This window comes from Vibrio rarus, assembly GCF_024347075.1.
In the GTDB taxonomy this organism is placed as follows: Bacteria; Pseudomonadota; Gammaproteobacteria; order Enterobacterales; family Vibrionaceae; genus Vibrio; species Vibrio rarus.
This window is the reverse complement of record NZ_AP024900.1, coordinates 1,669,704-1,694,923: the sequence shown is the minus strand read 5'-3', so window position 1 is coordinate 1,694,923 and position 25,220 is coordinate 1,669,704. Positions and strand designations below refer to the sequence as shown.

Here is a 25,220-nt window from a genome sequence, read left to right as displayed (position 1 = left end):
TATGTCATCTCAAGAAGAGCTGATTACTCAGAAAGCGATTAAAGAAGCTAAAAAACTGAAAAAGAAGTTGGCTCGAGAGATGGTCGATCATTTACCTCAGGAAGAGTCTGCGGTGTCGGTTTTTATGGCTGGCTCTCCAGGGGCAGGTAAAACAGAAACGGCTCGAAACATGATCAAAACCTTCAAAAGTGAATCTGGTGTAGATCTTGTTCATATAGAAAATGACGAGTTACGTAAAGAGTTTGAAGATTATGATGGCATAAACTCACCTTTGTTCCAAAGGCCTGCTACATTATTAGTAGAAGCGATCCATGATAGGGCTTTGAAGAGAGATGTTAGTTTTATATTGGATTCTACGCTCTCTAGTCTCGAAAAAGCTAAAGATAATATCCAGCGCTCTTTAAAACGTAATCGCTATATACTGATTATTTTTGTGTATCAAGAACCTGAGCAAGCATGGTGCTTAGTTAAGGCGCGAGAGATAGTAGAAGGAAGGCGGGTTCCTGAAGAGGTATTTGTAAATCAGTTTATGGAATCACAAAGAGTAGTCAGTGAACTGAAAAAGCTTTTCGAGGATCAAATTGATATTATTTTCATTGAGAAAAATATTGACGGCAATAACGAAAGACCTCATTTTAATGTGACGGATATTGACGCTCTTCTGCGTAAAAAGTACAATCGCGAGTATCTGAAAACCATCGTTGGCTTAAATTAATAAATATATGGAGGACAGGATGTTTACTGAAAAACGTGAAAAGGTAAAATCGACCCCTTTCTCTGAATTTGTGCGTAACGCTAAATCTGGTGAAAAGCGTAAGTTCTTCGACAAGGTAGTTAAAGAAACTATTGAAGAGCAAAAAACAATGATAGCGAAAGCCAAGCAGCACAATTGCCACTGTTAAGTCAGTTAGCTACTAGCGTATTTTAAACAAAGCCGCGAACAACGCGGCTTTGTTGTATCTAGAACACACTTTTGTGGCGAATACGACCATATTGCCCTTTATCTTCAGCAAGAGCTTTATGATCTGACAAACTTTGTGAAAAATTGCCACGCTGATAGATAAGGATTAGGGTGTTGTCTTCTTCGACGTTAAAAATACGGCAGATCTCCCGCATGTCGTCGTCATCCATTGCACGTTTGTATGCATCCATCTGACCGGAAAGGTTATAAATACTGAACACACTTGCCATAACACGCTTATCTTCGGTTTTTTCACCACCACCAGGATTAACAATTTGATTGAACTCGATCTCTTCACCGTTATTTATTTTAGAGGTGAGTGATATCGATCTGGATTTAGCACAGCTTGCGGTGTTGTCATCGTACGTAGCGCCATTTACCCATTGCGCTTTAACCCAGTTCTGGTGGTTGCCCCGCATTGCACGACCTTTCTTCCTATATGGCCCATCATCTTGAAGATATTCTTGGCGAATGAGAGTTATCGCTTCAAGAAGCTCAGGATCTTGGGTGTAAGCACTATAGTCAAAGTCAAGCTCTGCTAACTTACCTGGTACAACGATAAAGCCTTTGGTTAGGTAGGTTTTAGTGTCGTCGAGTTTTTTCGTTTCTTTAACTTGTCTAAACGGTGAAACTTCAATTCCTCTATCAAAACCTCTAACATTATATTTATCACATACTTGTTCAAATAAGTCCTGAAGACCCTCAAATTCTTGACTTTCATCTCGAGACTCTAAATGCTCCAATAGCTCACTATAAGCACCTATAGCGTCTAAGTTGGTGTAGTGTTTTGCCGTAGAATTGTTGTGATAGCCACATGAACGACCAATGTTAGCCTGAACAACCGCAGCAATGTTAGCAATCGTACTATCCCATGTGTTGATGAGGCTTTGTTTCATATCTTGACCGAAGTTCACTCCAGCTCTAAAACCAGCGACAGTAATTGCGATCAACTTATCGTCAAATAGCTGGGCCACCTCAAAATCACGCTTAAAGTCTTCAATAGAAGAGAGCTCAGAATCTTCTACGCCAACCAGCTTTTGGCCAATTATATGAATCTGTTCTGCTTCAAAGCCTTGTGCTACTAGAATGTCTTTTGCCAATCTAGCTTGGCTAGAGGGGACACGAATCAAAGACCAACCGCTACCCGAATGCTCCCGAATTTGCCTGATAAACCGACTGCGAAGTAGGGACTCTTCGCAAAAGTCTCTGAAATCTTCATCGAGTTTAATAATTTGGTTATTGCGATGCATTTGACGAATGCCGTGGTAGTCGCTGCTTGTTTTGTGAAACACTAAAGATGTATTAAAGCTGTGACGAAGTATAGAGTCAGCCCCTGCAGCATATAAAGCACTAAAGGGAGTGGCGGAAATAAATGCAACTTTACAATCTGTATTTTCTTTCTCTAGATAATTAAATATGCCGTCGTATCGGACACTATTATTACTTGAACCATAATGGCACTCATCGATAATAATTAACTTGGGAGGCTGATGCTTGAAACTAGCGCGTAGGCAATGTTCAAAATTTGTGAAATTGCTAACTATGACATTTTTACTTCCAGCCAGGTCTTGTTTAGCTTGCTCTTGGAGAGCTATGTCAGCCATAGTAACGAGATAGAGTGTATCTTTAAGGTACTTGCGAGAGCATATTTTATCATCGGGCAATGAAAGTCTTTGTAGGCCACTCAGCGCCAATGAAATTCCTGATTTTCCTGACTGCATTTCTGCTGCGATAACTACTGCTCTAGAGCCATTTTGAAATTTGGAAAACGCTTTGTCGGCAGCAATTCTTTGGTGTGCAAAGGTGAGCTCTTGCATCGAATTTTGTACCAACTCTCTATGTTTATTAGCGTTTTCCATAGTTCTTTGATTCTCTTCTAATATGTTGATTCTGTGGTATCTGAGAAGTGAGACTCATCGCTCAGTTCTCCCGTTTTCTCGGGTAGTTCGTTGTGTTCTTTCTTTGCTATTGAGCGTTCTATATTGTATTCGCCGCGTTTATAAACGACAAATAACGTGTCGTCTCGCTCGACGCCAAAGTGATCACACATTTCCCAAACATCTTCTTGAGTCATTATCTTTTTGCTTACATCACGTCTTGATATGTTGTAGATGCTAAATATCGCGGCAGTAACCAGCTTATTTTCTGATAGTTCACCGGAACCGGGGGCGACAACTCTGTTAAACTCAAGATATTCATTGTCATCTAGCATTTTTGTATACATCAGAGTTTTCTCTTTCTGAGTACCGTCAGCACGAGCTTTTTCAGGGTTGTCGTAACTGTCACCATTGATCCAGTGAGCTTTAATCCAGTTTTTCTTTTTACCACGCATAGCACGGTTGCCTTTAACGCTAGGGGCACCTTTTGCAGTGAATTCGTCGCGAATAGTTTGGATTGCTCGAAGAACATCTTTATCTTTAGTATGCTTTTCAAAGTCGTAGTCGTTTTCCAACAGTTTGGCAGGGACCACGGTATATCCTTGCGTACTGTAAGTTTCCACATCACCAATAGGGCGACGACGTTTGTATTTTATTGTTAGACCGACATCGAGGCCATTCACATGATACTCCTGACAGATATCGTCGAAGAATTCTCGTAGGCCTTCGAAGTCTGATGCTGCATGTTCGGAGCATGTTTTTTCGAGATGGTCTAATATACCGCCATAAGCTTCAGCAGCGTTAAGATTTGTAAAGTGGATAGATGAGTTGTTGCCATGGTAGCCACACGCTCGTCCAATATTGGCCTGAACTACAGCAGCTACACTCGCAATAGTGCTATCCCATGTCGAGATTAGGTCATTTTTCATCATTGAACCGAAATTAATACCTGCACGAGCTCCAGCAACAGTTATAGCTATTAGTTTGTCTTCAAAAAGCTGAGCGTCATCGAAGATCTTTTTAAACTGCTCTATGCTACAGTGCTCGTCTTCTGGAACACCTGTTAAAGAGTTACCTAGAATATAAACGGATTCTTTATCTATGCCGTTCGAGATGAAAAAATCTTTAGCTTCCATTGCAAAGCCAGCAGGTACGCGGACTAGTGACCAACCCATACCTTCATGCTTTTTGAAATGCTCAACAAATGAATCTCGTTCATCGGATTGATTTAGGAAGTTTTTATTGTCTTTATCTAGCCCATGAACCCGTCCGCTTTTGAGCATCTCTCGAACACCATAATATTCGTCACTCGTTTTATGGAAAACCAGGCGAGTGTTGAAGTCTCTGCGTAAGATGGAGTCACGAATTGCGTTTTCAGCAGCTTCTTTTGCTTGATTTAATAATTTCTGGTTGTTGTTATGCTCTGCAGCGGCCTGATATTCAATAGCAGTTTGATACTCGGTTTCAGCACCATATAGAGCACCGAAAGGGGTCGCGGAGATAAAGACAACTTTACAGGTGTCATTCTCTCTTTCTAGGTAGTCAAATACCTTGCTATACCGAACAGCAGCAACATTTGAACCATAATGACATTCGTCGATAATGATCAGCTTTGGAGGATTACCTTTAAATTCATTCTCTAAAGCTTTTTCGAAGTTGATGAAGTTGCTAACAATAACGTTCTTGGCAAGTTTTAGATCATCTTCGGCTTGTTCCTTTAGGGCTGTATCGGGCATTGTGACGAGATAAAGGGTATCTTTCAGCTGCTTACGGTCACAGATATTTTTATCAGATAAACTCAAACGCTGTAGGCAACATAAAGCTAAGGCGATACCAGATTTACCAGCTTGCATTTCTGCGGCTGTAACAACTGCTCTAACGTTACCGTGAAAGGCTTCAAATGTTTTGCTTGCAGCTGAAACCTGATGCGAATGCAATGTGTCACCTTCTAATACGGCATGTACCGCTTGACGCAATCTTTGAGCTTTATCGTGCATAAAATACCATCAAAAGAGGAAGAGTTTAAAAAAAGGAGCCCCAAAGCCGGAGCCTCGAGGCAAGTTAATATGATTCAATATACGACATTCAATAGTATAATGCTTATCATATTACGCCATCTACTTTGCTACAAGAAACAGCTAGAATGTCTCTAACGTCCTCTCGCCAACGGGATCATTACAGTTAGAGGCAGTACTTAATGCTGGATTTAGATCGCTGACTAAAAACTAGGCACTCATGCGGTTGCCCTGGGTTGAGATAATAAGAGTACACTCATGGAATAGTACGACTTTATTTAACTAGACGTTACTCTAATTAGAATAAGCAGATAATATAATCTGTCTTAATGTATGGTAAAAAAGCAACTTAAATTCTAATAGGGTATTTCTGAGTTATATTGCTAATCTAGCTTTTTATAGGTTACCTGAAGTACTGCGAAACATCTAGTTAGGTGGCCAAATCAATTCATCCACTACAGAATAGAATATAGAAGTCATCATCATAAGCCTATTAGTAGAAATTTATGGGCCTTTTAATAAGCGAAATTTAACTAAAATCAGACCTATGTTTCAGTACCAAATTTTTCTACATGGTAAAATTTTGCGAAATTTCAATCATACTTTCAATAACTTATGCCAATTTATAGTTCATCATCCGATAGACCAATAAACAAAAAAACATTACTTCGATTTCAAGTCATCGAAATCATTGCCTACTGGGAAGGTAGGGTAACCACCAGACATCTTTGTGAGTGTTTTGATATTGGTCGCCAGCAGGCTTCTAGAGAGATTAATAGTTACATTAATGAGCACTCTACAACCAATTTAGAATATGACTTACCACTTGCCGGTTACACTGCATCTAAAACGTTCCAACCTTTATTTACCAAAGGGCATGTCGATGAATATCTTAATTTATTAGCGGTTAATGACCGTCTAATGTCAAAAAATAATCATTCGGCTCTCGGCTTTAGAGAAGTGACTTCTATAATGCCACCAGTTAGAGCTATTGATCCCATTATCATGAGGACGATTGTTCGGGCGATTAGTAATGGTGATCGCGTGGAGGTGGAATACTTGTCGATGAACTCAGAAGACGTTGAGTCTCGTATCATCGCGCCGCACTCATTAGTTGAAACGCCATTGCGCTGGCACGTTCGTGCTTATTGTGAAAAAAATAGAGCGTATAGAGACTTTGTATTGAGTCGCTTTGTGGGAGAGCCTGAACTCATAGGTAGGTCGCCTAATCCAAAAGAAAATGACAGTGATTGGAACACAGACATTGACCTTATTTTGCAAGCTGATCCAAAACTGAACGCACATCAACGATCCTTAATCGAAAAGGACTACGGTATGAGCAATCAAGAGCTCGTTATTGCCAGTCGTTTGTCACAGATAAATTATCTGATTGAATCCCTAGGGTTAAGTCTTTGCCAGCAAAGTAACCCGTCAAATTATCGTCAAATCAGTATAAAAAATATGGCAGAGATTAGAGCTGTGCTAATCGGTCGTGGTTTGTTGAAAGAATAGCCTGTACCAAAATGCTACATGTACCATTTTTCGATACTTATGCAGTTGTTATTTTTTGCATAAAGTAGAGCCACAACAACGAGAAAGGTACATAACCATGAAACACACAATAAACGAGAAAGCAGCGCAATATCAACCGAATCAAATTGTTCTATTAGGTGACTCTATTTTTGACAATGCACCGTACGTTCAATCAGGTGAGTCAGTTTCAGAGCAGCTTGAGACTTTAATTGGTAAACCACATAACACATCGTGCACCACTCAAGTGGATCTGTTAGCGGTTGATGGTCATGTGATGGCGCATATCCCAGGCCAGCTAGAAAAAGTTCAGCCAAAAGATCAATTTGCTAAACAATATGCTTTTGTTTCATGCGGTGGTAACGACTTATTAGGTTACACCGCATCGGGACTGCTATTAGCGCAAGCAAAAACGGTTGCTGATGCGTTAGAGTCTATGGATCAAGCTCGTGAATATTTTCGTCAAGGCTATACAAAAATGCTTGATGAGCTACAGAGCAAATTTGAGTGCCTGACGGTATGCACAATTTATGACAGCATCCCTAATTTACCTGATTCAGAACGCGTGGCTTTATGTCTATTTAATGAAGTGATTTTACGAGAAGCCGCCAACAGAAAACTGCCTGTTTTAGACTTGCGATTTATTTGTAATCAACAGCTAGACTACGCTCCGGTATCACCTATTGAACCATCAAAATATGGCGCGAAAAAGATTGCGCAGGCAATATGGGAACGTTGCGATGAGTCAAATGATTTAGGAAGAGGGATAAGTTCATGAGCTTAACAAAAGAATGGTTTGATCAGCGTGATCACTTTATTGCAACGCAAACGGAACTGGGCCACTTAACGTTAGATTCGGCTTTAGAAGCGCTTTCAGTGACATCGCGTTATTTCTTTGATTTAGGAATTTTAACGCAACGTGATTTATCGACAACCTCCATGAATTTGACGCAACTAACCGTGTTAGGTGGGCTCTTTTTCATAGAGCAAAACCAGCAGATTTTCATCACTCCTGACAATCTAATTAAATTAAAGCAATCACTTGAAAATTGGGATGATTTTACTCTGCAAAATCCACTCGCAGAGTCTGATGTAGTCGCAACAATAGCGGTGAGAAACCAACGAACGGTGACTTTGACTGTGAGTGGTGGTGAATATCGCCATCATTTACGGTTTCAAGTTAAACAGATTCAATCCAAAATGGAACGTTTAATGGGCAATGATGATTCGGCGCAACTTTTGAATATTTGGAATAATTTCATTGAGTGCGTCAATATTATCGAAAACCAACCGCTATCGACAACCAATGTTGACATTGCGACCAATGAGGAGCTTATTAGCCATATTTGTAGTCCTTGGCATGCACTTATAAAGCGTCACTTTCGTAGTCAAATGCATCAAATTGGTTTTGAACACAACCTAGCAACGCTAAAAGCTCACATAAAACAGGCTTATTCTCAGCCAAATACAAAATGGCTACCCTGCAATCAATACTTTGAGTTAGTGCGACCGGAGCGAGATGCTCTAATCGACAGCGGATTAGTTAATGAAGAGGGTGAAATGGATGTTCGACTACTGTTGCCTAAATCTATTAACCCATTCGGTATTGTGGAACCCCAAAAAATAGAATTATCTAAACGAAAAGTTAGAAGCCAAAACTCTTGTATCTTAGTTAATCCAGGCGATATTTTATTGTATAAGGGAGGCGATAGAGAAAACATTAAAGTTGCTTATTATCCAGCCGATTATCCGCAACAGGAAATTTATTGCCAAGGGATTTTTAGCGTTTTACGAGCAAAGGAAGGCAGTAACTGGGATGGTAAAAGATTATTCTTATTTTTAGCCTCTCAAGTTGGAAAAACATTATTGGAATTTACTCTTAAACATTTTTCAGTCAATGGCCTTGCGCATTATAGGATTTTTCCAAGTGATCTCAGAAAGCTCGAACTTCCAGATCTTAGCCAAGTAAAGAGTCACTATTTAGATAATAAATACAATCATCTTATCCAGTTATTAGAGCAGCGACAAAGTATCGAACAACAAATAGATGATGTACTTGAAAAATAATAATGAATTAAAAATAGGTATCTTTGAAGATGACTCAGACCGAAAAGTGTGAAGAGAATACGTTATACATAAAAATAGCCCCAACATCGCCTTTATTACCACTGATGAATGTTGATGCATTAACTCCTGAGCAGGAAACAGAGTTATTAGAAAAATGCCCAATAATACACCTTAGTGGTTCGACAACTCGTCAGCAGATCAGCCATTTTCTCGTCGATCTATTTGCTTACTATTTTGAGGTGCCAAAAGAAAAATTCAATGAACAAAGCTGCTTAGTTGACCATATAGAGCGTCTAGCTTGGGCAAAGGAGTTAGGGGTATCATTTGAAGATGTCACTTACGGCAGAATATTGTGTAGTCAAGATGATGATGGCAATGTTACTGGAGGGCTAGAAGACCGGGGTATGTTGCTTGGGATGATGTTTGCGTTGGGTGAGTTTTCAAAACTCATAGGAATTAACCTCGTTGACAGCGCCGCTGATGCCACATTCATCGCTGGGGAAAACGAATTTGGTAGTTACTATGATTGTCACACAATTGATGGTTTAACGGATTTAATTTACTCCGTTTGTCAAAGGCTGAAAATGTGTAATTAATGCATCACACAGGTCCATTAAATAATGGGATGTATAACAATGGGACACTGATATCAGCTAAGCGCATTAGATTAAATGCACATTAATTAACCAGTAAGAGAGTTTCATTTGAATCATTCAACGAATAATAAAGATAACAAAAAGTGGATGCTAGATAGAGCGCAAGGAGCAATGATTGGCTTAGCGCTCGGTGATGCATTAGGTACTACATTGGAATTTCGCCAAAAAGACACTTATACGCCGCTAGAAGATATCATCGGCGGCGGGCCATTTAACTTGCAACCGGGTCAATGGACGGACGATACCTCAATGATGTTGTGCCTGACGGACAGTTTGTTGGCAGTGGGTCAGCATAATGCACAAGATCAAATGAAGCGTTATACCGCATGGTGGAAACTGGGTGAAAACTCGGTGACTGGACAATGTTTTGATATTGGTAATACCGTCGCTGATGCCTTGTGTGTGTATGAAACGACAAATGTAGCCGTTGCCGGATCTAGTGATGAATGGAGCGCCGGTAATGGCAGTTTGATGCGTTTGGCACCCATCCCGATATTTTATTCTTCTTTCCGAAATGCTACAGAGGAAGATGTGCTTAAAGCTGCAAAATTAAGCTCCATCACCACACATGCAGAGCAAAGAGCCATTGAGTCTTGTCAAATTATGGCTTGGCTAATGTACAGAATATTCGATGATATTGGCAGGGTATTAAGCAAAAGTGAGTTGTTCACACAGCTAGCACAGTATTGGGGTAAAACCACGATTCACGATGATTTACATCAAGTAGTGCAGGGATCGTTTTTGACCAAGACAAGGGAGGAAATCAAAGGAAGTGGTTTTGTCGTTAAATCACTTGAAGCTGCATTATGGTCATTTGCTAATAGCAATACCTTTAAGGAAGGCGCGTTATTAGCGGCAAATTTGGGTGAGGACGCCGATACTACCGCTGCAATATATGGACAACTGGCAGGAGCGTTTTATGGCTATAGTCAACTTCCTTCATCTTGGTTAGAAAAACTAGCTTGGCACGATGACATAAAGGAAAGGGCCACTTTGTTGGTAGTTTCGTAAGCGGATGGATTATCCCTAGAAAATTGTCAGAAAAAGGCTCATTAAATTATCACAATAAGTAGCGGGAATATACAATGTTAGAACCGGTGGATATAAAGCAGATAGCTCAACAATTTTGTGATGATTTATGGGACTGTTACAGCGAAAGGTATCCTAGCTTTATCGGCCGTATAGACCCTGAGTTGTTTCATATTAATGTTTATCAGCATCTAGTTAGTCATCGCTCTGTTCCTGATAGTGATGGACGTAAATTGCAACTGGCATTGATTGAGTCTTTTGAAGCTTGGTATCCAGATATTGAGCAGGCCCCAGAGATTGATTGGATTGACGTTAATATCGATGTTATTGACTCAATTCAAGGTGAAACAGGGGACTATGGTTATGGGTTCAATCCTTCCGCGAGTTATGTGCGTCATTACAATCCACAACAATCTTGGGAGCGCGATATAAATCACCAACTGTTTCAAACATTGCCAACGATAAACTTACTCATTGAAGATAGTAATCTTAATCAAGAAATTATCAGGCAAGTTGAACATCTTTTAATTGAATTTGACCCTTCTGCATTAAGCCGTACTATCCCAGGCAGACAAGCCCTTTTTGATTTAATGCTGAATGATGTATCTAAACTGGCTATAGCAAGCAAACACCGTGAATTAGGCGTTTATCTCTATCTATTTCATAGTGCCGTCTATAAAAGTCATCAATCTAAAGCAGAGTGTGCACAGTTAGGGTCATCTATTACAACTGTAGTGCAAGAGATTCAAATGAGCGGCAGTCAACCTTGCAAAATTGATACGTTTTGGAAAATAGGGCTGGGCTATTGCGATACGCAGGTACACGATTACAACCAACTGATTTCACTTTTAGATAGTCGGCAGTGCACAATAAAAAAAGAGAATGTCACTGATGGGATTGAGCTGAGTATTTGGCGCTATCCGGCCAAGGACGAGACGTTACAAAAGATATTTATACAAGGCGATGGCTACTTTACCTTACTTGATGAAGAAGGTATTAGGTTTGATTGTGCAAAAGTGGCTACAGATTACATAATGAAGAATCTCATAAATAAGAGTTAGCTCGGATAGTTTGGCAATGGTTGAAAGTCGGTGTTCTTTCAGCTTTTAAGTGAGTGCCGCAGAAAGATGGGTTGTTGAAAGTGATATTCAGATGGTGGGATAGACTGCGTGATAACGAACTTGATAAGTGGCCACAGATTTTCGGATATTGTAACCATCCACTAAAATAGGTGTATTCCATTACACTGTTGGTCATTGGAAGCAATTAAACAGCGCTTTTATCCTGAAAAAATGTCCGCTAAAGGGCTTGTTGCCATTAAACGGCGGTATTTTCGAGCTTATGGCGACGATTTGGTAAAAAGTCTGCCGTTTCGTTACAGTTTGTTCTACAATTTGCCACCGTATTTTTGGTTATGCTTCGCGTGGTCGTAGCCGTTTAATTTTAGGAACACTACTATGTCATTTTCATCTCAGAATTTTTCTTCAGAAATTGTCAAAGCGCTGTCAGAGTGTGGCTACGAAAAACTTACTCCTGTTCAGCAAAAAGCGATCCCTCTTGCTCGCAAAGGGCACGATATCTTAGCCAATGCTCAGACAGGGACAGGTAAAACTGCCGCTTTCGCTCTGCCAATTATTCAGCAGTTATTAGATAAGCAGAAAGTGAATAACCATTTTCAAACACGCGCACTGGTTCTTGCTCCTACTCGTGAATTGGCGGCACAGATTGCACAAAGTATTGCAGATTATATCAAGTACACATCATTGAGTGTTGCTGCCATTTATGGTGGCGTAAAAATGTCATCTCAGGTGCAAAAGCTAAACAAGGGTGTGGATATTTTAGTGGCAACACCTGGTCGTTTAATAGAGCATTTGGATGAGAAAAGTGTTTCTCTACAGAACCTTGAGTTCTTGGTTTTCGATGAAGCAGACCGTATGTTGGACATGGGCTTTATTTCATCAATTGAAACGATTATGTCTGGTGTTACAACAAAGCCACAAACAATGTTGTTCTCTGCGACCTTCTCTGCGCAAATGAACAAACTCGCGGCTGATATGTTGAATCAACCGAAAAGAGTATCTGTAGCTCAAGAAAACGCGACGGCCAATACTATCGCGCATGTTGTTTACCCAGTAGACCAAGAAAGAAAATATGAAATGTTATCTGAGCTTATTGGTCGAAAGAACTGGCAGCAAGTACTGGTCTTTGTGAACTACAAAGAAACGGCCAACATGTTATTGAAAGAGCTTAAACTGGATGGCATTAAAGCGGTACTATGTCACGGTGATAAAGCACAAAGCGCCCGTCGTAGAGCACTTAGCGAATTTAAAGAAGGTAAGGCGCGTGTGATGATTGCCACCGATGTGGCCGCTCGCGGATTAGATATTAAAGACCTGCCGCACGTAGTGAATTTCGATATGCCATTCTTGGCGGAAGATTATGTGCACCGTATTGGTCGAACAGGCCGAGCTGGACAAAAAGGGCACGCTGTGTCTTTTGTAAGCCGTGAAGAAGAACTGACGTTGCAACAAGTAGAGTCATTGATTGGTCATACGATTCGACGTGTAGAGCAGCCAGGGTACGAGCCAAAAAACCGTGATGCACTATTACAGAAAATGCACAGTAAACCTGCGTTCAAAGACCGTAAAACTCGAATGAACAACCCTTCTGATGCCAGCCAGGGTTCTGCTGAGAGATACGCTCGATTACGTAAAATGGTGAAAAATAGAACCGCAGGCACTAAGAAGTAAACGAGTCAACACAGCTACACGCCGATTTAAGACGTCCATGGGGCGTCTTTTTTGTATTTGTCTCACATGAATAATTGTAGACCTTAATTAGATTCTGATAGAACTCAGAGGTCTAATGACGCATATGAAACTAAAGGTGAACAAAAATAAAATTTTATTCCTATTTAATTATACGGGTGAGGATACAATAAACAGATTTTATTCAGATTTAATATGCGTCATGTTGTTATGCGCAAACTCGAATAAAGTTGAAACCTATGTCTGAAATTAAATAGGTCTTATGATTAGGTGTAGTAAAATGGATGAAATCGAGCGTGTTAATAGTGTGCACATTTTTGATAGAATATTCTATCTTATGGTCATAATGAGTATGATTCCATGGTTGTATTATCAGTGTAAAGACTATGGGTTTTTAGTTAACTCAGAAAGTAAATTTATGTCTGTATTATCCCTTGCTATTATTATTCGCGTGTACTTTAAGGACTCTAACTATATAGAGTATGTATTTTCAAATGTGATTAAATACCGATTTATTCATATTGCATTAATATTATTTATTCCTAGTGTTGGTGCTTGGGTGTCAGCAAAATTTATAAAGGAAAAAAGTCAATCACATGGTGTTGATGTGTTAAGGAAGTAAAAAGATTTTTGTAACTCATGTGAGTGTGAGTTTGTATTGTTTTTATAAATGTTAGGAATTAAAGTGTTTAGTAAAAATGACATTGTGTTAAGTGCTCTGCTGATATTGTGTAGTTGTAGTAATACAGTGCCACATGATCTAAATAAAAAAAGTGATAGTCACACAATTGATAAAGAAAAATCATATTTAAGCTCTAAAATTAAAAATGACAGCCATTCTGAAAATAAATCAAATCATGTTATAACTAAGAGTAATAAGCACGAGGGAAAAGATAAGAAACATAAATCCATACTTAAAAATACAAAAATGAATAATGGTTTGGATAATAAAGATAATAAAGATAATAAAGATAAGAAAATAAAAAATAAAGTACACCATATAGCGCCACCATTACCTGAACCCATGCCACCAATAACGGCACCAAAGAGAATAGGTCACCCGTTAGCTAATAGTACTAAAATCATTTTTATGCTAGGTGAAGACTCTCAGGGTTATTATCTTTATGGTGAGGGAATGATAGTAAAAGGTACATATGATAAATTCCTCCGTTATATTAACTATTATAATAAGAAAGGGATTAATTTAAATAGGATCATGATGCATAGTCCTGGTGGGTTAATGAATGAAGCTATAAAAATTGGTACATATATGCAAGAGCATCAGTGGGGTGCTGCAAGCGATAAATATATGAAGTGCTATTCAGCTTGTGGAATTATATACGCATCAGGTGTATTTAAACAAATACAGTCAGGTGCAGAAATAGGTTTTCATCGTCCTTATGACCCTAATAAAGCTGATACGGAAAAATTTAAAAGACACATATATAATATATATAAACCATATTGGAATTATATCGGTGGTAATGAAGAACTATATAACGATTTTATGAATAATTATGGTCGAGATCAGATGTTAATTTTAACGGAAGATAACATTAGTAACTTTATGAAAGTTGAAAGAATAAAATGACAAAAATAAATAAAAAATTCAATACATATCATGGGATAAATCTCATGACTATACTGTTAGGTTTTCTTATCGTTGGCTTCAATGTTCTTGGTTATGGAATATTATTTCCAAATCACGCCTATTCCATTAATCCATTTTCAGTACTTCTATTTGTAACTGAAGCAGCTGTTTTAATGTGGACATCAAAGGTAATAGAAGGTTGGTATACAACTAGTTGGGTATTAAAGTTTGCAATGTTCATTCTTGTACCGTCATTTTGGTTTATTAGCTATGTTGGTATCAATAGTTACCTGAATGATTTAGCAACAGGAGATGTAAAAATTGTTAAAACAGCTGAAAATAATAATGCAACTCGTGAGAAGCAAATAGAAGATTTAAAACGCGATATTGCTGATAATCAGATAGAAATAAATTCTCTAAGAGAACGAAACTTACAAATTGATGATCAAATACATAAAGATTCTACTCAACTATCAAAGATAAATATTCAAGATAGCGAGAGAAGAAAAACAGCTAAAGATTGTTCATTAAATCCAGATTGTTCAGCAGCCGTCAAGAATTTCACAAAGCAATTGGATGCGTTAAATAGAGCAATAGAGACTTCACAAAAAAATAAAGAATCTAATAGTAACAATATAAGAACCTTAGAAAGCAGTAATATAAAGGCTAGGGAGCAGATGTCTGAGTTACGTAATAAAGTAGCGCAAACTAATCATGCACATGCTGAAACTAAAAGTGCATACAGTCAGAAGAAGGACATGTATGTTGCAATTGTTAATAAAGTAAGTTCTTGGTTTGGTGTTAAGTTTGACGATCCTTTTGGTGCATTTGTGAGTTTCCTATCAGCCTTGATATATCCAGTGTACTTTATTTTAAATCTACTTAGTTCACTAAATACCAAAGAGCATATCGAACGTAGAATAAAGCGTTTAGATCATAAAAAATATAATATAGAAATAAGAAAAATTTTATTAACTAAATTATTGAAATATTTACGAGTTTGGGCTCATAGACGTAATAAAACCTTACAGGTAACCACTACGATAGAGGTGCCTATAGAAATTGAAAAAGAAATAGAACGAATAGTTGAAGTAGAGAAAATAGTCGAAGTTGAGATTGAGAAAGAGGTTGAGCGTATTGTTGAAGTGGAAAAGATTGTTGAAGTCGAAATTGAGAAAATAGTCGAAGTTCCAGTTGAAATGGAAGTACCAGTGTACGTAGAGAGGATTCACAAGGTAAGTGAACCAATGGTTATAAAAGAGCCACAAATTATCATACATGAACGAATTGTACCTATCCCAGAAAACATTACAGCTAATGAATTAGAGGAATTACTCGATGCGGAGTCTAGATCTCAGAAAACTACAAGAGTTAAACCGGAAGAAGTGGTTGAAGAATCAACGAAAGAGAGAGCAGCAAGCTGAGATTGAGGAATTAAAACATAAAACTGAAGTATTAAAAGAGCAACTTGAGGCCGCAAAAATTGAAGCAGAGATTGCAAATGAAAAGGCTCAGGGTAAGGATATATCTGGTGCACTTGATGCAGGTGATACGGGTAGATTAAAGCAGCAGCAAATTAAAACACAGATAGCCCAAGAAGAAGCCAGAGTTCGTGTTGTACATGAACAAGCTAAATCTGATGTATATAATCTGAGAAAAAGCAGGAATGAACAGAAAAGAGATTCGATTATGTTTATCCTGCATACACTCATCAAATTAGTACTGTTATTGTTTTTAATAGGCATCATTTCATTAGGGCTATATAGAGCATACCGCTGGGTCACTGAAGAGCCATTGATTAAAAAAGTTGAAAAAGTCGTTGAGGTACCTGTTGAAAAACGTGTTGAAGTTCCCGTTGAAGTTCCTGTTGAAAAAGTTGTCGAGAAAAAGGTAAAAGTGATCCCTGATGAGTGCACTCAAATACGGCGAAATGGCAAAATTTATATAGATTGTGATGGTGTAAAAATTAATGGTTCTAATACCCTTGGAGACAAAGATTTAGAACAAGTACCAGATTTAGTACAGGAATAGGATTATATGTGTCATCTTGAGTACTCACTTCAAGAGTGTTTAAAACAATATTCTCATGAGTTGCATAACGTTTTTGAAGTTGAGCATGGGATGACATTAAATCATCGATTATGGGGGGATGGTCTCGTAATTGATATAAAAGTGAGATCGTATGGTGGTTGGTATTTAAATGTAAAATTTAGAAATCATAATAAATTAATACTGTCTGATACTTTAACAGGGTATTTTATTAAGGGGATGTCTGTAAAGAGGGAGTATGCTGATATTTACTTAAGTGATGTTCATAATGAAGATTCAATACCTGATAATACGGAAATTACGCTGGCGAATGATTTAACTACTAACGTAAATTAATAGACTTAATATCTTTTTTGGTCGTTTATATTTTGAAACTAGAGTTAGACTGTCTAATTTACATTAAATTAAACATTTATTAAACTTAAAACTGGATAAACCTTGCAAAAATGCAGTATAAACAGCATAGGCAAGTATAATAAAATAATAGAGAGAACGGATGTCCGAATTACTTGCCCATTTCATTAGTAGTTTTACAGCTGCTACAATTTCAGATGCTTTTTTATTAGTTATAATCTGTGTCTTAGTCATAAGTATATATTTTTCTTATCATAACATTCAAAGGGATTTTATTGATTATGCGCCTAATTTACTTACATCATTAGGCATTCTTGGTACCTTTAGTGGTATTGTTGTGGGATTGATGGATTTTGATCCAAATAATATTGATAACTCTATTTCGTTGTTATTAGAAGGCTTAAAAACAGCTTTTATCACAAGTCTATGCGGTATGCTTTCGTCCATAATTTTAAAGACGTGGCTTGGATATATTAGCCAAGATGATGAAGAGATAGTAGATGTAGGTCCAGAGCAAATCTATCAAGTCATCAGTAAGCAATCCGATTTATTCCAAGAAAACATATCAGTGACCAAAGAGTTGGTAGGTGCAATTAAAGGAGAGGAGGACTCATCACTAGCCTCTCAAATTAAGCGTTTACGTATTGATAATAAAGATGACAATCAAAGAATTTTAGATTCAATGAATAAACAAAGTGAATCTTTTCATCAGTTCCAAGATAAACTTTGGGCTGAATTACAGCACTTTGGTGACCTTCTTTCAAAATCAGCTACTGAGCAAGTAATTAATGCTTTAAAGGAGGTGATTGTTGATTTTAATAAGCACCTTACTGAACAGTTTGGCGAAAATTTCAAACGCTTAGATGACTCAGTAAAGAAATTAGTAGAGTGGCAGGATAATTATCGAATTCAATTACAGGATATGGCAGATAAATACCGCTTAGGAGTTGAAGCTATCAGTCAAACAGAGGAATCCGTTGCTCATATCAGTGATAAAGCTGAGTCTATACCTCAATCAATGGAAAAATTACAGGAAGTCATGTCGTTAAATCATGGGCAAATTACAGATTTAGAAGAGCGTTTAAAAGCATTCAATGAATTGAGAGATAAAGCCATTGCAGCGATGCCTCAGATCCAAAGTCAATTAGATTTGGTTATGAAGCAAGTTTCTAGTTCTGTAGACGCTGCTTCGACGCATTACTCTAATATGCTTGAGCAATCAAAACAGTCTGTTGAAGATTTTAATAAAGTAAGTATAGAAAGTGCAGATGAAATTAAAACCTCACTATTTTCCGGTGCGCAAGAAATTTCTAAGGAACTCAACCAATCGGTTATCAGTATTGGGGGCAAATTAGCTGAGGCATCTCAAGCATTCGAGAGTAATGCTTCGGAAGCGACTTCAAACATGAAAAATATGAATAACGAAGTAACTAGTGCTGCTGAAAAAATACGAGATGAACTCAAGGATGGCTTAGAAGATTTAAATAATATCATGAGATCCTTAGTGACGGGTATTAAGGATGACGCGAAAGTAACAAGTGACACTTTGCGAAATGCTAATCAACAACTGGTATTAGATACTCAAACCATACGTGATGAGACATTAAGTGCTATTACTAATTTGCAAAATAAACTAGAAGGCTCTTTGCAAGAAGTGTTTGCACTGCAGGCTCGAGAAATCCAACGCACTTTTGATTCAGTTGAACATGTCATAAAGGACACAGTTAGTAAAACAGGTTCAGCTGTTGGTAGCCAAGTAAAATATTTAGATGAAGAAATGCAACAGGAGATCAATCGAGTGATTGAGCTAATGGGGCGTGAATTAGCTACTGTAACCCAGCAGTTTACTCGTGATTATACTCATTTAACTAATGAGATGGCTAAAGTAATTAGTCATGCGCGACAAGGTGTTTAATAATGAATAAGATTTTTGGAACAGCTAAGCGTAAAGGTGAGGGTGGTGAACACTGGATGTCAGTTTCAGATCTGATGGCTGGACTAATGATGGTGTTCTTATTTATCTCCGTGTCATTGATGCAACATGCATTGTCAGAAAGAGATAAAATCAAAGATGTTGCCAAAGCATACGAACAAACTCAAGAAGCAATATATCAAGCTTTAGTTAAAGAATTTCAGAAAGATTTAAAGTCATGGGGTGCTGAAATTGATCGAAATACACTCAGTTTAAATTTTAACTCTCCTGAAGTATTGTTTGCTAATGGACATGCAACCTTAACAAGGAAGTTTCGTTCAATCTTAGATGATTTTATTCCAAGATATTTGAGAACATTACGCAAGTATCATTTTTCAATTCAAGAAATACGTATTGAAGGGCATACATCTAGTGGTTGGAATAGAGACTCCTCTGTAAATGAAGCTTATTTCCGTAATATGGCTCTGTCTCAATCTAGAACGAGAGTCGTTTTAAATTACATAATGGAATTAAAAAGCTTAGACAATCCTCAAAGGCAGTGGGTTAAGTCTAATATTGCTGCGGTTGGTTATTCATCATCTAAACTGATATTAAATGATAATGGTACTGAAAATGCGGCCAAGTCTAGGCGCGTATCTTTTCGAGTGATTACTAATGCAGAAGAACAAATTCGTCGAATATTGTCTGATGATGCTAACAGTGAGAACCCAAGTCATTATAATTTAGAGTCGTGTATGGAAAGTGCAATGGAAAACCCTCACGTTACTGATGTAACATCACTTTGTACTAAGCAATTAGAACTACATAATAATTAGCCAATAGATGAAATTAACATTTAACCTTTCTAGACTCACTAAAGCTGTGACATTGATGAATCCAAGTAAAGCTGGAGAGTTTTCATCAAGCTCAGTCCTAATATCGCCAAGAGAGCCAATAGATATCAACCTTGCAGAGGGACTTGTAGTCTCTCTTGAGGAAGTGGAATCATCGGCGGGCTTACTTAGTTATAAAGGTCGCCAAGTTCTTCTTTATATTCGCGATCATGGTTCTTCAGTGCTTGGTGCTATCGAAGATGGCAGTACGGGAAGAAAGTATCATGTGGCAGATTGTAAAGTATTGAAGATTATGCGCGAGCGAGGGCGTTTTGATCGCTATGTTGTGACTAATGATACTTCTGAACAATTCATTGTCACAGGGTCTAATAAGTATTCTGGGCAGTACATTGAAGGTGAAGCAGGGCTTAAGGTGTGTAAAGTTTGCCTTGCTCATTTGAATTATCAGGGCTATCAAGTGGGAGGTGAAAAGAGAACGATATTTAATCGTTTTACAATGGATGAGTTCTTTTCAACATTTAGCTCCCATTTTAAGCATTTACCAACTAAAAGAGCCGATGACATACGTGATATATATACATCTGATTGGCCTAGAATAAGTTCAAATTATAAATACACGAAAGGGTATTGCTGTGAGAAGTGTAACGTCAACTTAAGTGGTGTTAGGACGAGTTATTTACTACATACTCATCATAAAGATGGAGTGAAAAGTAATAATCTAGACTCTAATTTAATTGCACTATGTATAGATTGCCATAGTAAAGAAGCTTTTCATGAACATATGTTTGTGACTCACGAACAGCGTCAAATGATTATTCAACTTCGTAATCAGCAAGGTATTCTAAACAGTAGTAATAGTTGGCATGACTTGTTTGAATTTTCAGATCCTGCTGTACATGGTGTTCTTCACCTGTGTAAAAAACAACGATTATCTAAGCCTAAAGTAGGTTTTTCTATCAATGGTCCCCAATCAAAGATAATAGCGGAGTTAGCGTGGCCGTTACATAATTTGGCCGTTGTATTAGATAGCTATGAAAAAATGGCTTTAGAGAGGGTCGGGTGGAAGGCATATAGCACGGACGAATTTATTGAGAACTTTGAGCAAATCAACATTTGCTGAAACAGTGATTCCCCTTTATCTGAAGATGTATCTCAGCGCTACGAGAGCAAGAGAGAGCGGTTTTAAGAGCAGAAATACAAGTTTGTTCTTCAGTTACGAAAATTGAAACCATCTCTATGAATCACGCAACTTATAATCATCATAAAATAAGTAAGCATCCCCCTAAAAACCAGTTATTAAACGACCTACAGTAAAGCCCTTTGAATTAAGTTCTAATGCGCTCCAATAATAAAATAGCGACACCCTAAGGTGTCGCTATTAATTTTAGATAACGTATTGAGGGATGACAACTCACCCTGGTGAGTACATCATGTCAATTCATACCAGTGGGTTACAGATCCGCTAGATACGCTGTGCGGTCAAGCTCTGCGTATTCATCTGTTCTTGGTAATGTGTTAATGATATTAGCCAATCGCTCTACTTTTTTATCAAGAGATGCCTGTAGCGTTGGGTTACTAGATGCATTACTAGCATCAACTAATGACTTGATATAAGCCTTGATCAAAACTAATGCTAGGCGGTTGTCTTCTTTTACCACAAAGTCTTCTTTAGCGCCAATCATACGAACGATCATATCTTGACCTTTAGGATCGCGAGCCAGCAAGAAATCTAGGTTTGCTTTCATTGCTGGGATATCACTCATATTATTGAAATCAAAGACAATTGGTTTTTGGTAAGCATAGCTTGCCTCTTCAGTGTAAACACTGGCATATTCACGATACGATTTAGTCACCGATTGTAAATTAACCCCAGTATTGTTGGTACTTGAACCCAATACAAACTGGTTAAGCATTGCTCTTAGAATATTCACTTTACCTTTCATTGGTAAATTAAAGTACTGTGCAACAGCATAAGTATACGTTGGTAACGTTTCTATATCAGTATCAGCCCAATCTGAGAATGCATTGTACACAATGTTTTGTGCAGTGTAATTGGTCAAAAACGCTGTTTGTGCATCTGCATCAGCGAATTTACCGTTACTGAATAAGTCACCATTAAGAACTGGCAAACAATTCAGTAAGTTTTCATCTGAAGTTTGTGTTATTGAATACGTACCGGCTAAGGCTTGGCGACATAAACCTAGTTTCAAGATTTCCCCAGCAAAAGCATCATCAGCCAATGCACCAGTGGTACTTAAATCGGTTAATCTTGATGTGCTACGAGATAGTAACTCTCTTACTGCAAGTAGTTTATCAGGCCAAGAGCCTAATACATCACGGTCACTGGTATAGCCATGGTTAGGATCCGCATTATCCGCTTGTAAGCTATTTAATGGGTGACCCGTTAACGTTACCTTACCGGTAATGACGCTACCGTCAGTTAATGTAACCTTCTGTTTCTCATCGAGCAAGCTAGCGCCAGGAGATAAAACATCAATGGCATTCTGAGCCATATCTCTTAATAACTGCTGATGGCTATCTGAATCGAGTAGGACTTCTCCTTGAGCTAAGTTTAGAGGGCCATTTTTCGATACATATTCTTCTTTAACGACTTTGAGCGGTAAATTCTGAGAGAATAGAGAACTCGGTGGAACGACATAATTATACGTTATGTACCGTCCTAATGGAGCCATTGCAGTATGTAGCAAGTAGTCACGAGAGTTTTCTGTGCCTGCAATCCAGTCACAAATGATACCCACAGCTTTAAGGTTATTGTTATATTGACTTAATGTAAATGGAATATCTTTTACATCATATTCCCCAGTAACTGGATCTTGCGTTTTACATTCATTGATAATGTGATTGAACAGTTTTTGGTTTTCTAATAATAAACCATCTTCACCGGACCCCATCACGAAGTCATGTGAATCATCAATGAACGCATGCAATGCATCGAATTGTCTTAAACGATAAAGAGTGTAGTAGGTCAGGTAAGACATACCGAAGTTTTCACGGTCATTACGTGTATTGGTTTCAATAAAGCGGTCATCAATGTCAAAGGCTTTATTGTGCGTAATTTGTGCACTCGTAAAGCCGGCATCAAATCGGTTACAAGTATTGCCGAGGTAGGTATCTTCGTCTGTACAGAATTTGAATGTCTTAGTGAGACCTAACACAGTCTTATCCGCAACACCTCGAGAATATTTACCTTGACCTTCACCACGTCCCTGAAGATCGGCGATTTCAGCACGGCGTTCTTCATCACGTTTTTTCAGTGAAACATAGTTGTTATCAACGATGCTAACATCACTTAAGTCAGTGTTTTTGCCACTACTTAGTATCGCTTTACCATCTTTGGTTAGCTGAATTTGGCGAGCGTAACCGAATCGAAGAGCTGCGATATCATATGGACCATAGCCACTGGTGTACGCATCAAGGCTATATTCCATGCGACTACTTGAGTTTGAATTAGGCTCAATATTTGGGTAACCCATAGAAGAGAGCTTAGTTTTCAACTTAGCGATTTGAGTACTATCAAAGTTGTAGTTCTCCGCATCCACACTGCCCATAAAGTTGTGACGAAGCCCTAGGCTGTGTCCCATTTCATGAGTTAAGGTGCTGGCAAAGATAGCAGCAGATAGTTTCACTTTAAGATCTTGTTGATCTGCAACGCTCAAATCACCGAAGTTTTTCATTCGTTTATGAGTTGCGTCGGTGAAATAACTGTCTTTACTCCAATCAATACGATATTTATTGGCTTTTTGCCCTGGAAGCTCGTGGACACCTTGAGGTAGGGTACGGTAGTCACCATTGCCATAAATAGTATTGGTTAACGCCTTAGTGCTTAACATATTGTTGCGACTAAGGTTATACATTTCATCTTGCTGCTGTTTAGCCAGTGTTTCTAGCGATACAGTCTCACCATTTTCGCGTTGCTCATAGATGTCATTATCTGTTTTATGCTCGGCGAGATCGGTAACCTGAGACGGTGATAATGTTTCAAAGCCACCACTAAGAATTTTCGCAAAATGATCGAGTTTATTACCATACATACTGTTGCTGCCGGTAACAGGATTAACGATATTTTTTGCTTGGTTTGTGGTGATAGCATGCGAGGATGATAGGTATGAAGCAGTATGGTTAACTTTACTGTCCAATTGTGACTTAGAAATTTTACCATGGTTAAACGCACGGCGGATTTCTTGCCAGTAAGTAGGCACAACATTAATTGCGTTACCACTATATTGGTTTACGACACCTGAAACAATTTCCCCAGTAAGTGGGTTGGTTGCAGATGGAGCATAACCTAATAAGCCATTGGCTAGCGGTTCATCAGCCAGTTCGATAATAGTGTAACGTAAATCACCCGATTGACGGTTACCAGCAGGAGCCAGTTCGATTTGAGGAACGCCAGTCTTAAATACCGAGTTTTCTGCGTTGATTAATGCAATACTTTGCGTTGCTGCCGCTAAATAAGGTGCATTTTTTGCTTCATAGAAATCATTGGATAGATAGTAGTGTAATTTGGTTTTCTTTGGATTCCAACGTTGCAAATATTGACGGAATTGACCGTCTCGGTTGCCTCGGTTAAAGGTATCTAAATGTTCGATGTCCGTTGCGAAGAAACCGTATTTAATACTTTCTTGGTGCGCATACGGGATTGGTTTGTAGTTTTTAGAAACCAGCGTTGCAGGTTGATTGTCATCACTTTCTTGTGGTGAGTCGAGAGCCACAATAGAGACAAAACTGGTAACGGTAAGTGAATAATTGTCGATAGAATCTTGTGGAGAGAAGCTTTCACAGCTTGCAGACATGCTCGCCTGATAATCTTGAGCAATTTCTAAGTTAATCACCCCATTTTTCAGGTCAATTTCGTGACCATTCCAAGATACGGTTTTGCCATTGGCTGTTTGTTCGGTGCGATGTACAACGCGAGGGGCACCTACTTTAGATAAACAGCTATTCATGGACACATCGTTGAAGCCAATATCTTTAACAGTAAGGTTGTTTAAGTCAGGGACAAAATATTTTTTCTGATCCCACTCAACATCGGCGTCGTTATTAACTTGCTCTTGGTTTGTACATTTATCGTAGCTATCTGTGGCACATTTATAATCAATATAGCTGCCGTTGATAGTTAATAATGGTCGAAGGTTTTCTGCATTATCAAATGGAGAGTATTCTTGGCCTTCACCAATGGCGGCTTTATCTTCTTGTAAAACTTCAATGCCGTTTTCAGAACGCTTTAAAGTGACCAGTTTGGTATCGTTGTACCATTGATTACTACCAATAGAAGCGAAATAGCGAGGTGCTTTGCGGATGGTACGTAAAAAGAGGTAACGACGAGCATGGGAGGTTCCATCATCCGCTTTTACATTTTGCTCAATATCCGAACTCGAGATCATGTTAGGATCTTTCGCTACCGTGTCATACGGCTCATCACCTGGCCCACAGCCAAAAAGGCTAGCGGAAGCAAGCAATATGCTGCAATGCAGCAAACTTTTTCTCATAATTTGTTCCTATTTAAAACTTGTCGTAAGCGTTACGCCACTTATTT

Annotated in this window: 19 protein-coding genes and 1 pseudogene; 17 read left to right on the top strand and 3 right to left on the bottom strand. The window is 38.4% G+C overall.

Going from position 1 to position 25,220, the window contains the following annotated elements; translation table 11 throughout:
- Position 1: 1 nt before the first annotated feature.
- Positions 2-715, top strand: coding sequence for a zeta toxin family protein (locus tag OCU56_RS07790; protein ID WP_261872671.1), 714 nt, complete (start codon positions 2-4; stop codon positions 713-715).
- Positions 716-734: 19 nt separating this feature from the next.
- Entirely contained in the window at positions 735-902 is a 168-nt protein-coding gene (locus OCU56_RS07785) for a hypothetical protein (protein ID WP_261872670.1), read from the top strand.
- A 58-nt stretch (positions 903-960) separates the two neighbouring features.
- Here OCU56_RS07785 and OCU56_RS07780 read toward each other — a convergent pair whose 3' ends face one another.
- Positions 961-2,778 carry a DEAD/DEAH box helicase family protein gene (locus OCU56_RS07780; RefSeq protein ID WP_261872669.1) on the bottom strand — a complete coding sequence of 606 codons (1,818 nt, stop codon included), beginning with the start codon at positions 2,776-2,778 and terminating at the stop codon, positions 961-963.
- A gap of 59 nt (positions 2,779-2,837) precedes the next feature.
- A complete protein-coding gene (locus OCU56_RS07775; protein WP_261872668.1) occupies positions 2,838-4,835 on the bottom strand; it encodes a DEAD/DEAH box helicase family protein in 1,998 nt (665 codons plus the stop codon).
- 633 nt (positions 4,836-5,468) lie between these two features.
- Here OCU56_RS07775 and OCU56_RS07770 point away from each other — a divergent pair.
- From OCU56_RS07770 to OCU56_RS07700, 15 genes and pseudogenes are all read left to right on the top strand, one after another.
- Positions 5,469-6,365 (top strand): WYL domain-containing protein, encoded by an 897-nt coding sequence (locus OCU56_RS07770; protein ID WP_261872667.1) that lies wholly within the window; start codon positions 5,469-5,471, stop codon positions 6,363-6,365.
- A gap of 97 nt (positions 6,366-6,462) precedes the next feature.
- Positions 6,463-7,161: an SGNH/GDSL hydrolase family protein gene (locus tag OCU56_RS07765; protein WP_261872666.1), complete on the top strand. Its 699-nt coding sequence runs from the start codon at positions 6,463-6,465 to the stop codon at positions 7,159-7,161.
- Complete coding sequence (locus tag OCU56_RS07760) at positions 7,158-8,450, top strand: hypothetical protein (RefSeq protein ID WP_261872665.1); 1,293 nt, start codon at positions 7,158-7,160, stop codon at positions 8,448-8,450. The genes OCU56_RS07765 and OCU56_RS07760 overlap by 4 nt, the downstream gene beginning before the upstream one ends.
- Positions 8,451-8,479: 29 nt before the next feature.
- A complete protein-coding gene (locus tag OCU56_RS07755; protein ID WP_261872664.1) occupies positions 8,480-9,046 on the top strand; it encodes a hypothetical protein in 567 nt (188 codons plus the stop codon).
- A 108-nt stretch (positions 9,047-9,154) separates the two neighbouring features.
- Positions 9,155-10,117: an ADP-ribosylglycohydrolase family protein gene (locus tag OCU56_RS07750; protein WP_261872663.1), complete on the top strand. Its 963-nt coding sequence runs from the start codon at positions 9,155-9,157 to the stop codon at positions 10,115-10,117.
- Between the two features lie 74 nt (positions 10,118-10,191).
- Complete coding sequence (locus tag OCU56_RS07745) at positions 10,192-11,196, top strand: hypothetical protein (RefSeq protein ID WP_261872662.1); 1,005 nt, start codon at positions 10,192-10,194, stop codon at positions 11,194-11,196.
- A 396-nt stretch (positions 11,197-11,592) separates the two neighbouring features.
- Complete coding sequence (locus OCU56_RS07740; RefSeq protein ID WP_261872661.1) at positions 11,593-12,885, top strand: DEAD/DEAH box helicase; 1,293 nt, start codon at positions 11,593-11,595, stop codon at positions 12,883-12,885.
- Positions 12,886-13,183: 298 nt separating this feature from the next.
- Entirely contained in the window at positions 13,184-13,525 is a 342-nt protein-coding gene (locus tag OCU56_RS07735) for a hypothetical protein (RefSeq protein WP_261872660.1), read from the top strand.
- A gap of 63 nt (positions 13,526-13,588) precedes the next feature.
- Positions 13,589-14,494: a hypothetical protein gene (locus OCU56_RS07730; protein WP_261872659.1), complete on the top strand. Its 906-nt coding sequence runs from the start codon at positions 13,589-13,591 to the stop codon at positions 14,492-14,494.
- Positions 14,495-14,538: 44 nt separating this feature from the next.
- Complete coding sequence (locus OCU56_RS07725; protein WP_261872658.1) at positions 14,539-15,918, top strand: hypothetical protein; 1,380 nt, start codon at positions 14,539-14,541, stop codon at positions 15,916-15,918.
- On the top strand, positions 15,884-16,525 hold the full coding sequence (locus tag OCU56_RS07720; RefSeq protein WP_261872657.1) for a hypothetical protein: 642 nt from the start codon (positions 15,884-15,886) through the stop codon (positions 16,523-16,525). The genes OCU56_RS07725 and OCU56_RS07720 overlap by 35 nt, the downstream gene beginning before the upstream one ends.
- A 6-nt stretch (positions 16,526-16,531) precedes the next feature.
- Positions 16,532-16,879 carry a hypothetical protein gene (locus tag OCU56_RS07715; RefSeq protein WP_261872656.1) on the top strand — a complete coding sequence of 116 codons (348 nt, stop codon included), beginning with the start codon at positions 16,532-16,534 and terminating at the stop codon, positions 16,877-16,879.
- Positions 16,880-17,039: 160 nt separating this feature from the next.
- The gene (locus OCU56_RS07710) at positions 17,040-18,812 is read left to right on the top strand and encodes a hypothetical protein (RefSeq protein ID WP_261872655.1); all 1,773 of its coding nucleotides are present in this window, start codon (positions 17,040-17,042) and stop codon (positions 18,810-18,812) included.
- A 2-nt stretch (positions 18,813-18,814) separates the two neighbouring features.
- Positions 18,815-19,513, top strand: a pseudogene (locus tag OCU56_RS07705) (OmpA family protein); the annotation flags it as partial.
- Positions 19,514-19,700: 187 nt separating this feature from the next.
- Positions 19,701-20,783 carry an HNH endonuclease gene (locus tag OCU56_RS07700; protein ID WP_261872654.1) on the top strand — a complete coding sequence of 361 codons (1,083 nt, stop codon included), beginning with the start codon at positions 19,701-19,703 and terminating at the stop codon, positions 20,781-20,783.
- 331 nt (positions 20,784-21,114) lie between these two features.
- On the opposite strand, the gene OCU56_RS07695 is transcribed toward OCU56_RS07700, so the two are convergent.
- Entirely contained in the window at positions 21,115-25,173 is a 4,059-nt protein-coding gene (locus OCU56_RS07695; RefSeq protein ID WP_261872653.1) for a zinc-dependent metalloprotease, read from the bottom strand.
- Between the last annotated feature and the right edge of the window lie 47 nt (positions 25,174-25,220).

What these genes read in the sequence shown, in the direction of transcription:
- OCU56_RS07790 (WP_261872671.1), top strand. Translation starts at nt 2, where the DNA reads ATGTCATCTCAAGAAGAGCTGATTACTCAGAAAGCGATTAAAGAAGCT.
- OCU56_RS07785 (WP_261872670.1), top strand. Translation starts at nt 735, where the DNA reads ATGTTTACTGAAAAACGTGAAAAGGTAAAATCGACCCCTTTCTCTGAA.
- OCU56_RS07780 (WP_261872669.1), bottom strand. Translation starts at nt 2,778, where the DNA reads ATGCAAGAGCTCACCTTTGCACACCAAAGAATTGCTGCCGACAAAGCG.
- OCU56_RS07775 (WP_261872668.1), bottom strand. Translation starts at nt 4,835, where the DNA reads ATGCACGATAAAGCTCAAAGATTGCGTCAAGCGGTACATGCCGTATTA.
- OCU56_RS07770 (WP_261872667.1), top strand. Translation starts at nt 5,469, where the DNA reads ATGCCAATTTATAGTTCATCATCCGATAGACCAATAAACAAAAAAACA.
- OCU56_RS07765 (WP_261872666.1), top strand. Translation starts at nt 6,463, where the DNA reads ATGAAACACACAATAAACGAGAAAGCAGCGCAATATCAACCGAATCAA.
- OCU56_RS07760 (WP_261872665.1), top strand. Translation starts at nt 7,158, where the DNA reads ATGAGCTTAACAAAAGAATGGTTTGATCAGCGTGATCACTTTATTGCA.
- OCU56_RS07755 (WP_261872664.1), top strand. Translation starts at nt 8,480, where the DNA reads ATGACTCAGACCGAAAAGTGTGAAGAGAATACGTTATACATAAAAATA.
- OCU56_RS07745 (WP_261872662.1), top strand. Translation starts at nt 10,192, where the DNA reads ATGTTAGAACCGGTGGATATAAAGCAGATAGCTCAACAATTTTGTGAT.
- OCU56_RS07740 (WP_261872661.1), top strand. Translation starts at nt 11,593, where the DNA reads ATGTCATTTTCATCTCAGAATTTTTCTTCAGAAATTGTCAAAGCGCTG.
- OCU56_RS07735 (WP_261872660.1), top strand. Translation starts at nt 13,184, where the DNA reads ATGGATGAAATCGAGCGTGTTAATAGTGTGCACATTTTTGATAGAATA.
- OCU56_RS07725 (WP_261872658.1), top strand. Translation starts at nt 14,539, where the DNA reads ATGACTATACTGTTAGGTTTTCTTATCGTTGGCTTCAATGTTCTTGGT.
- OCU56_RS07715 (WP_261872656.1), top strand. Translation starts at nt 16,532, where the DNA reads ATGTGTCATCTTGAGTACTCACTTCAAGAGTGTTTAAAACAATATTCT.
- OCU56_RS07710 (WP_261872655.1), top strand. Translation starts at nt 17,040, where the DNA reads ATGTCCGAATTACTTGCCCATTTCATTAGTAGTTTTACAGCTGCTACA.
- OCU56_RS07700 (WP_261872654.1), top strand. Translation starts at nt 19,701, where the DNA reads ATGAATCCAAGTAAAGCTGGAGAGTTTTCATCAAGCTCAGTCCTAATA.
- OCU56_RS07695 (WP_261872653.1), bottom strand. Translation starts at nt 25,173, where the DNA reads ATGAGAAAAAGTTTGCTGCATTGCAGCATATTGCTTGCTTCCGCTAGC.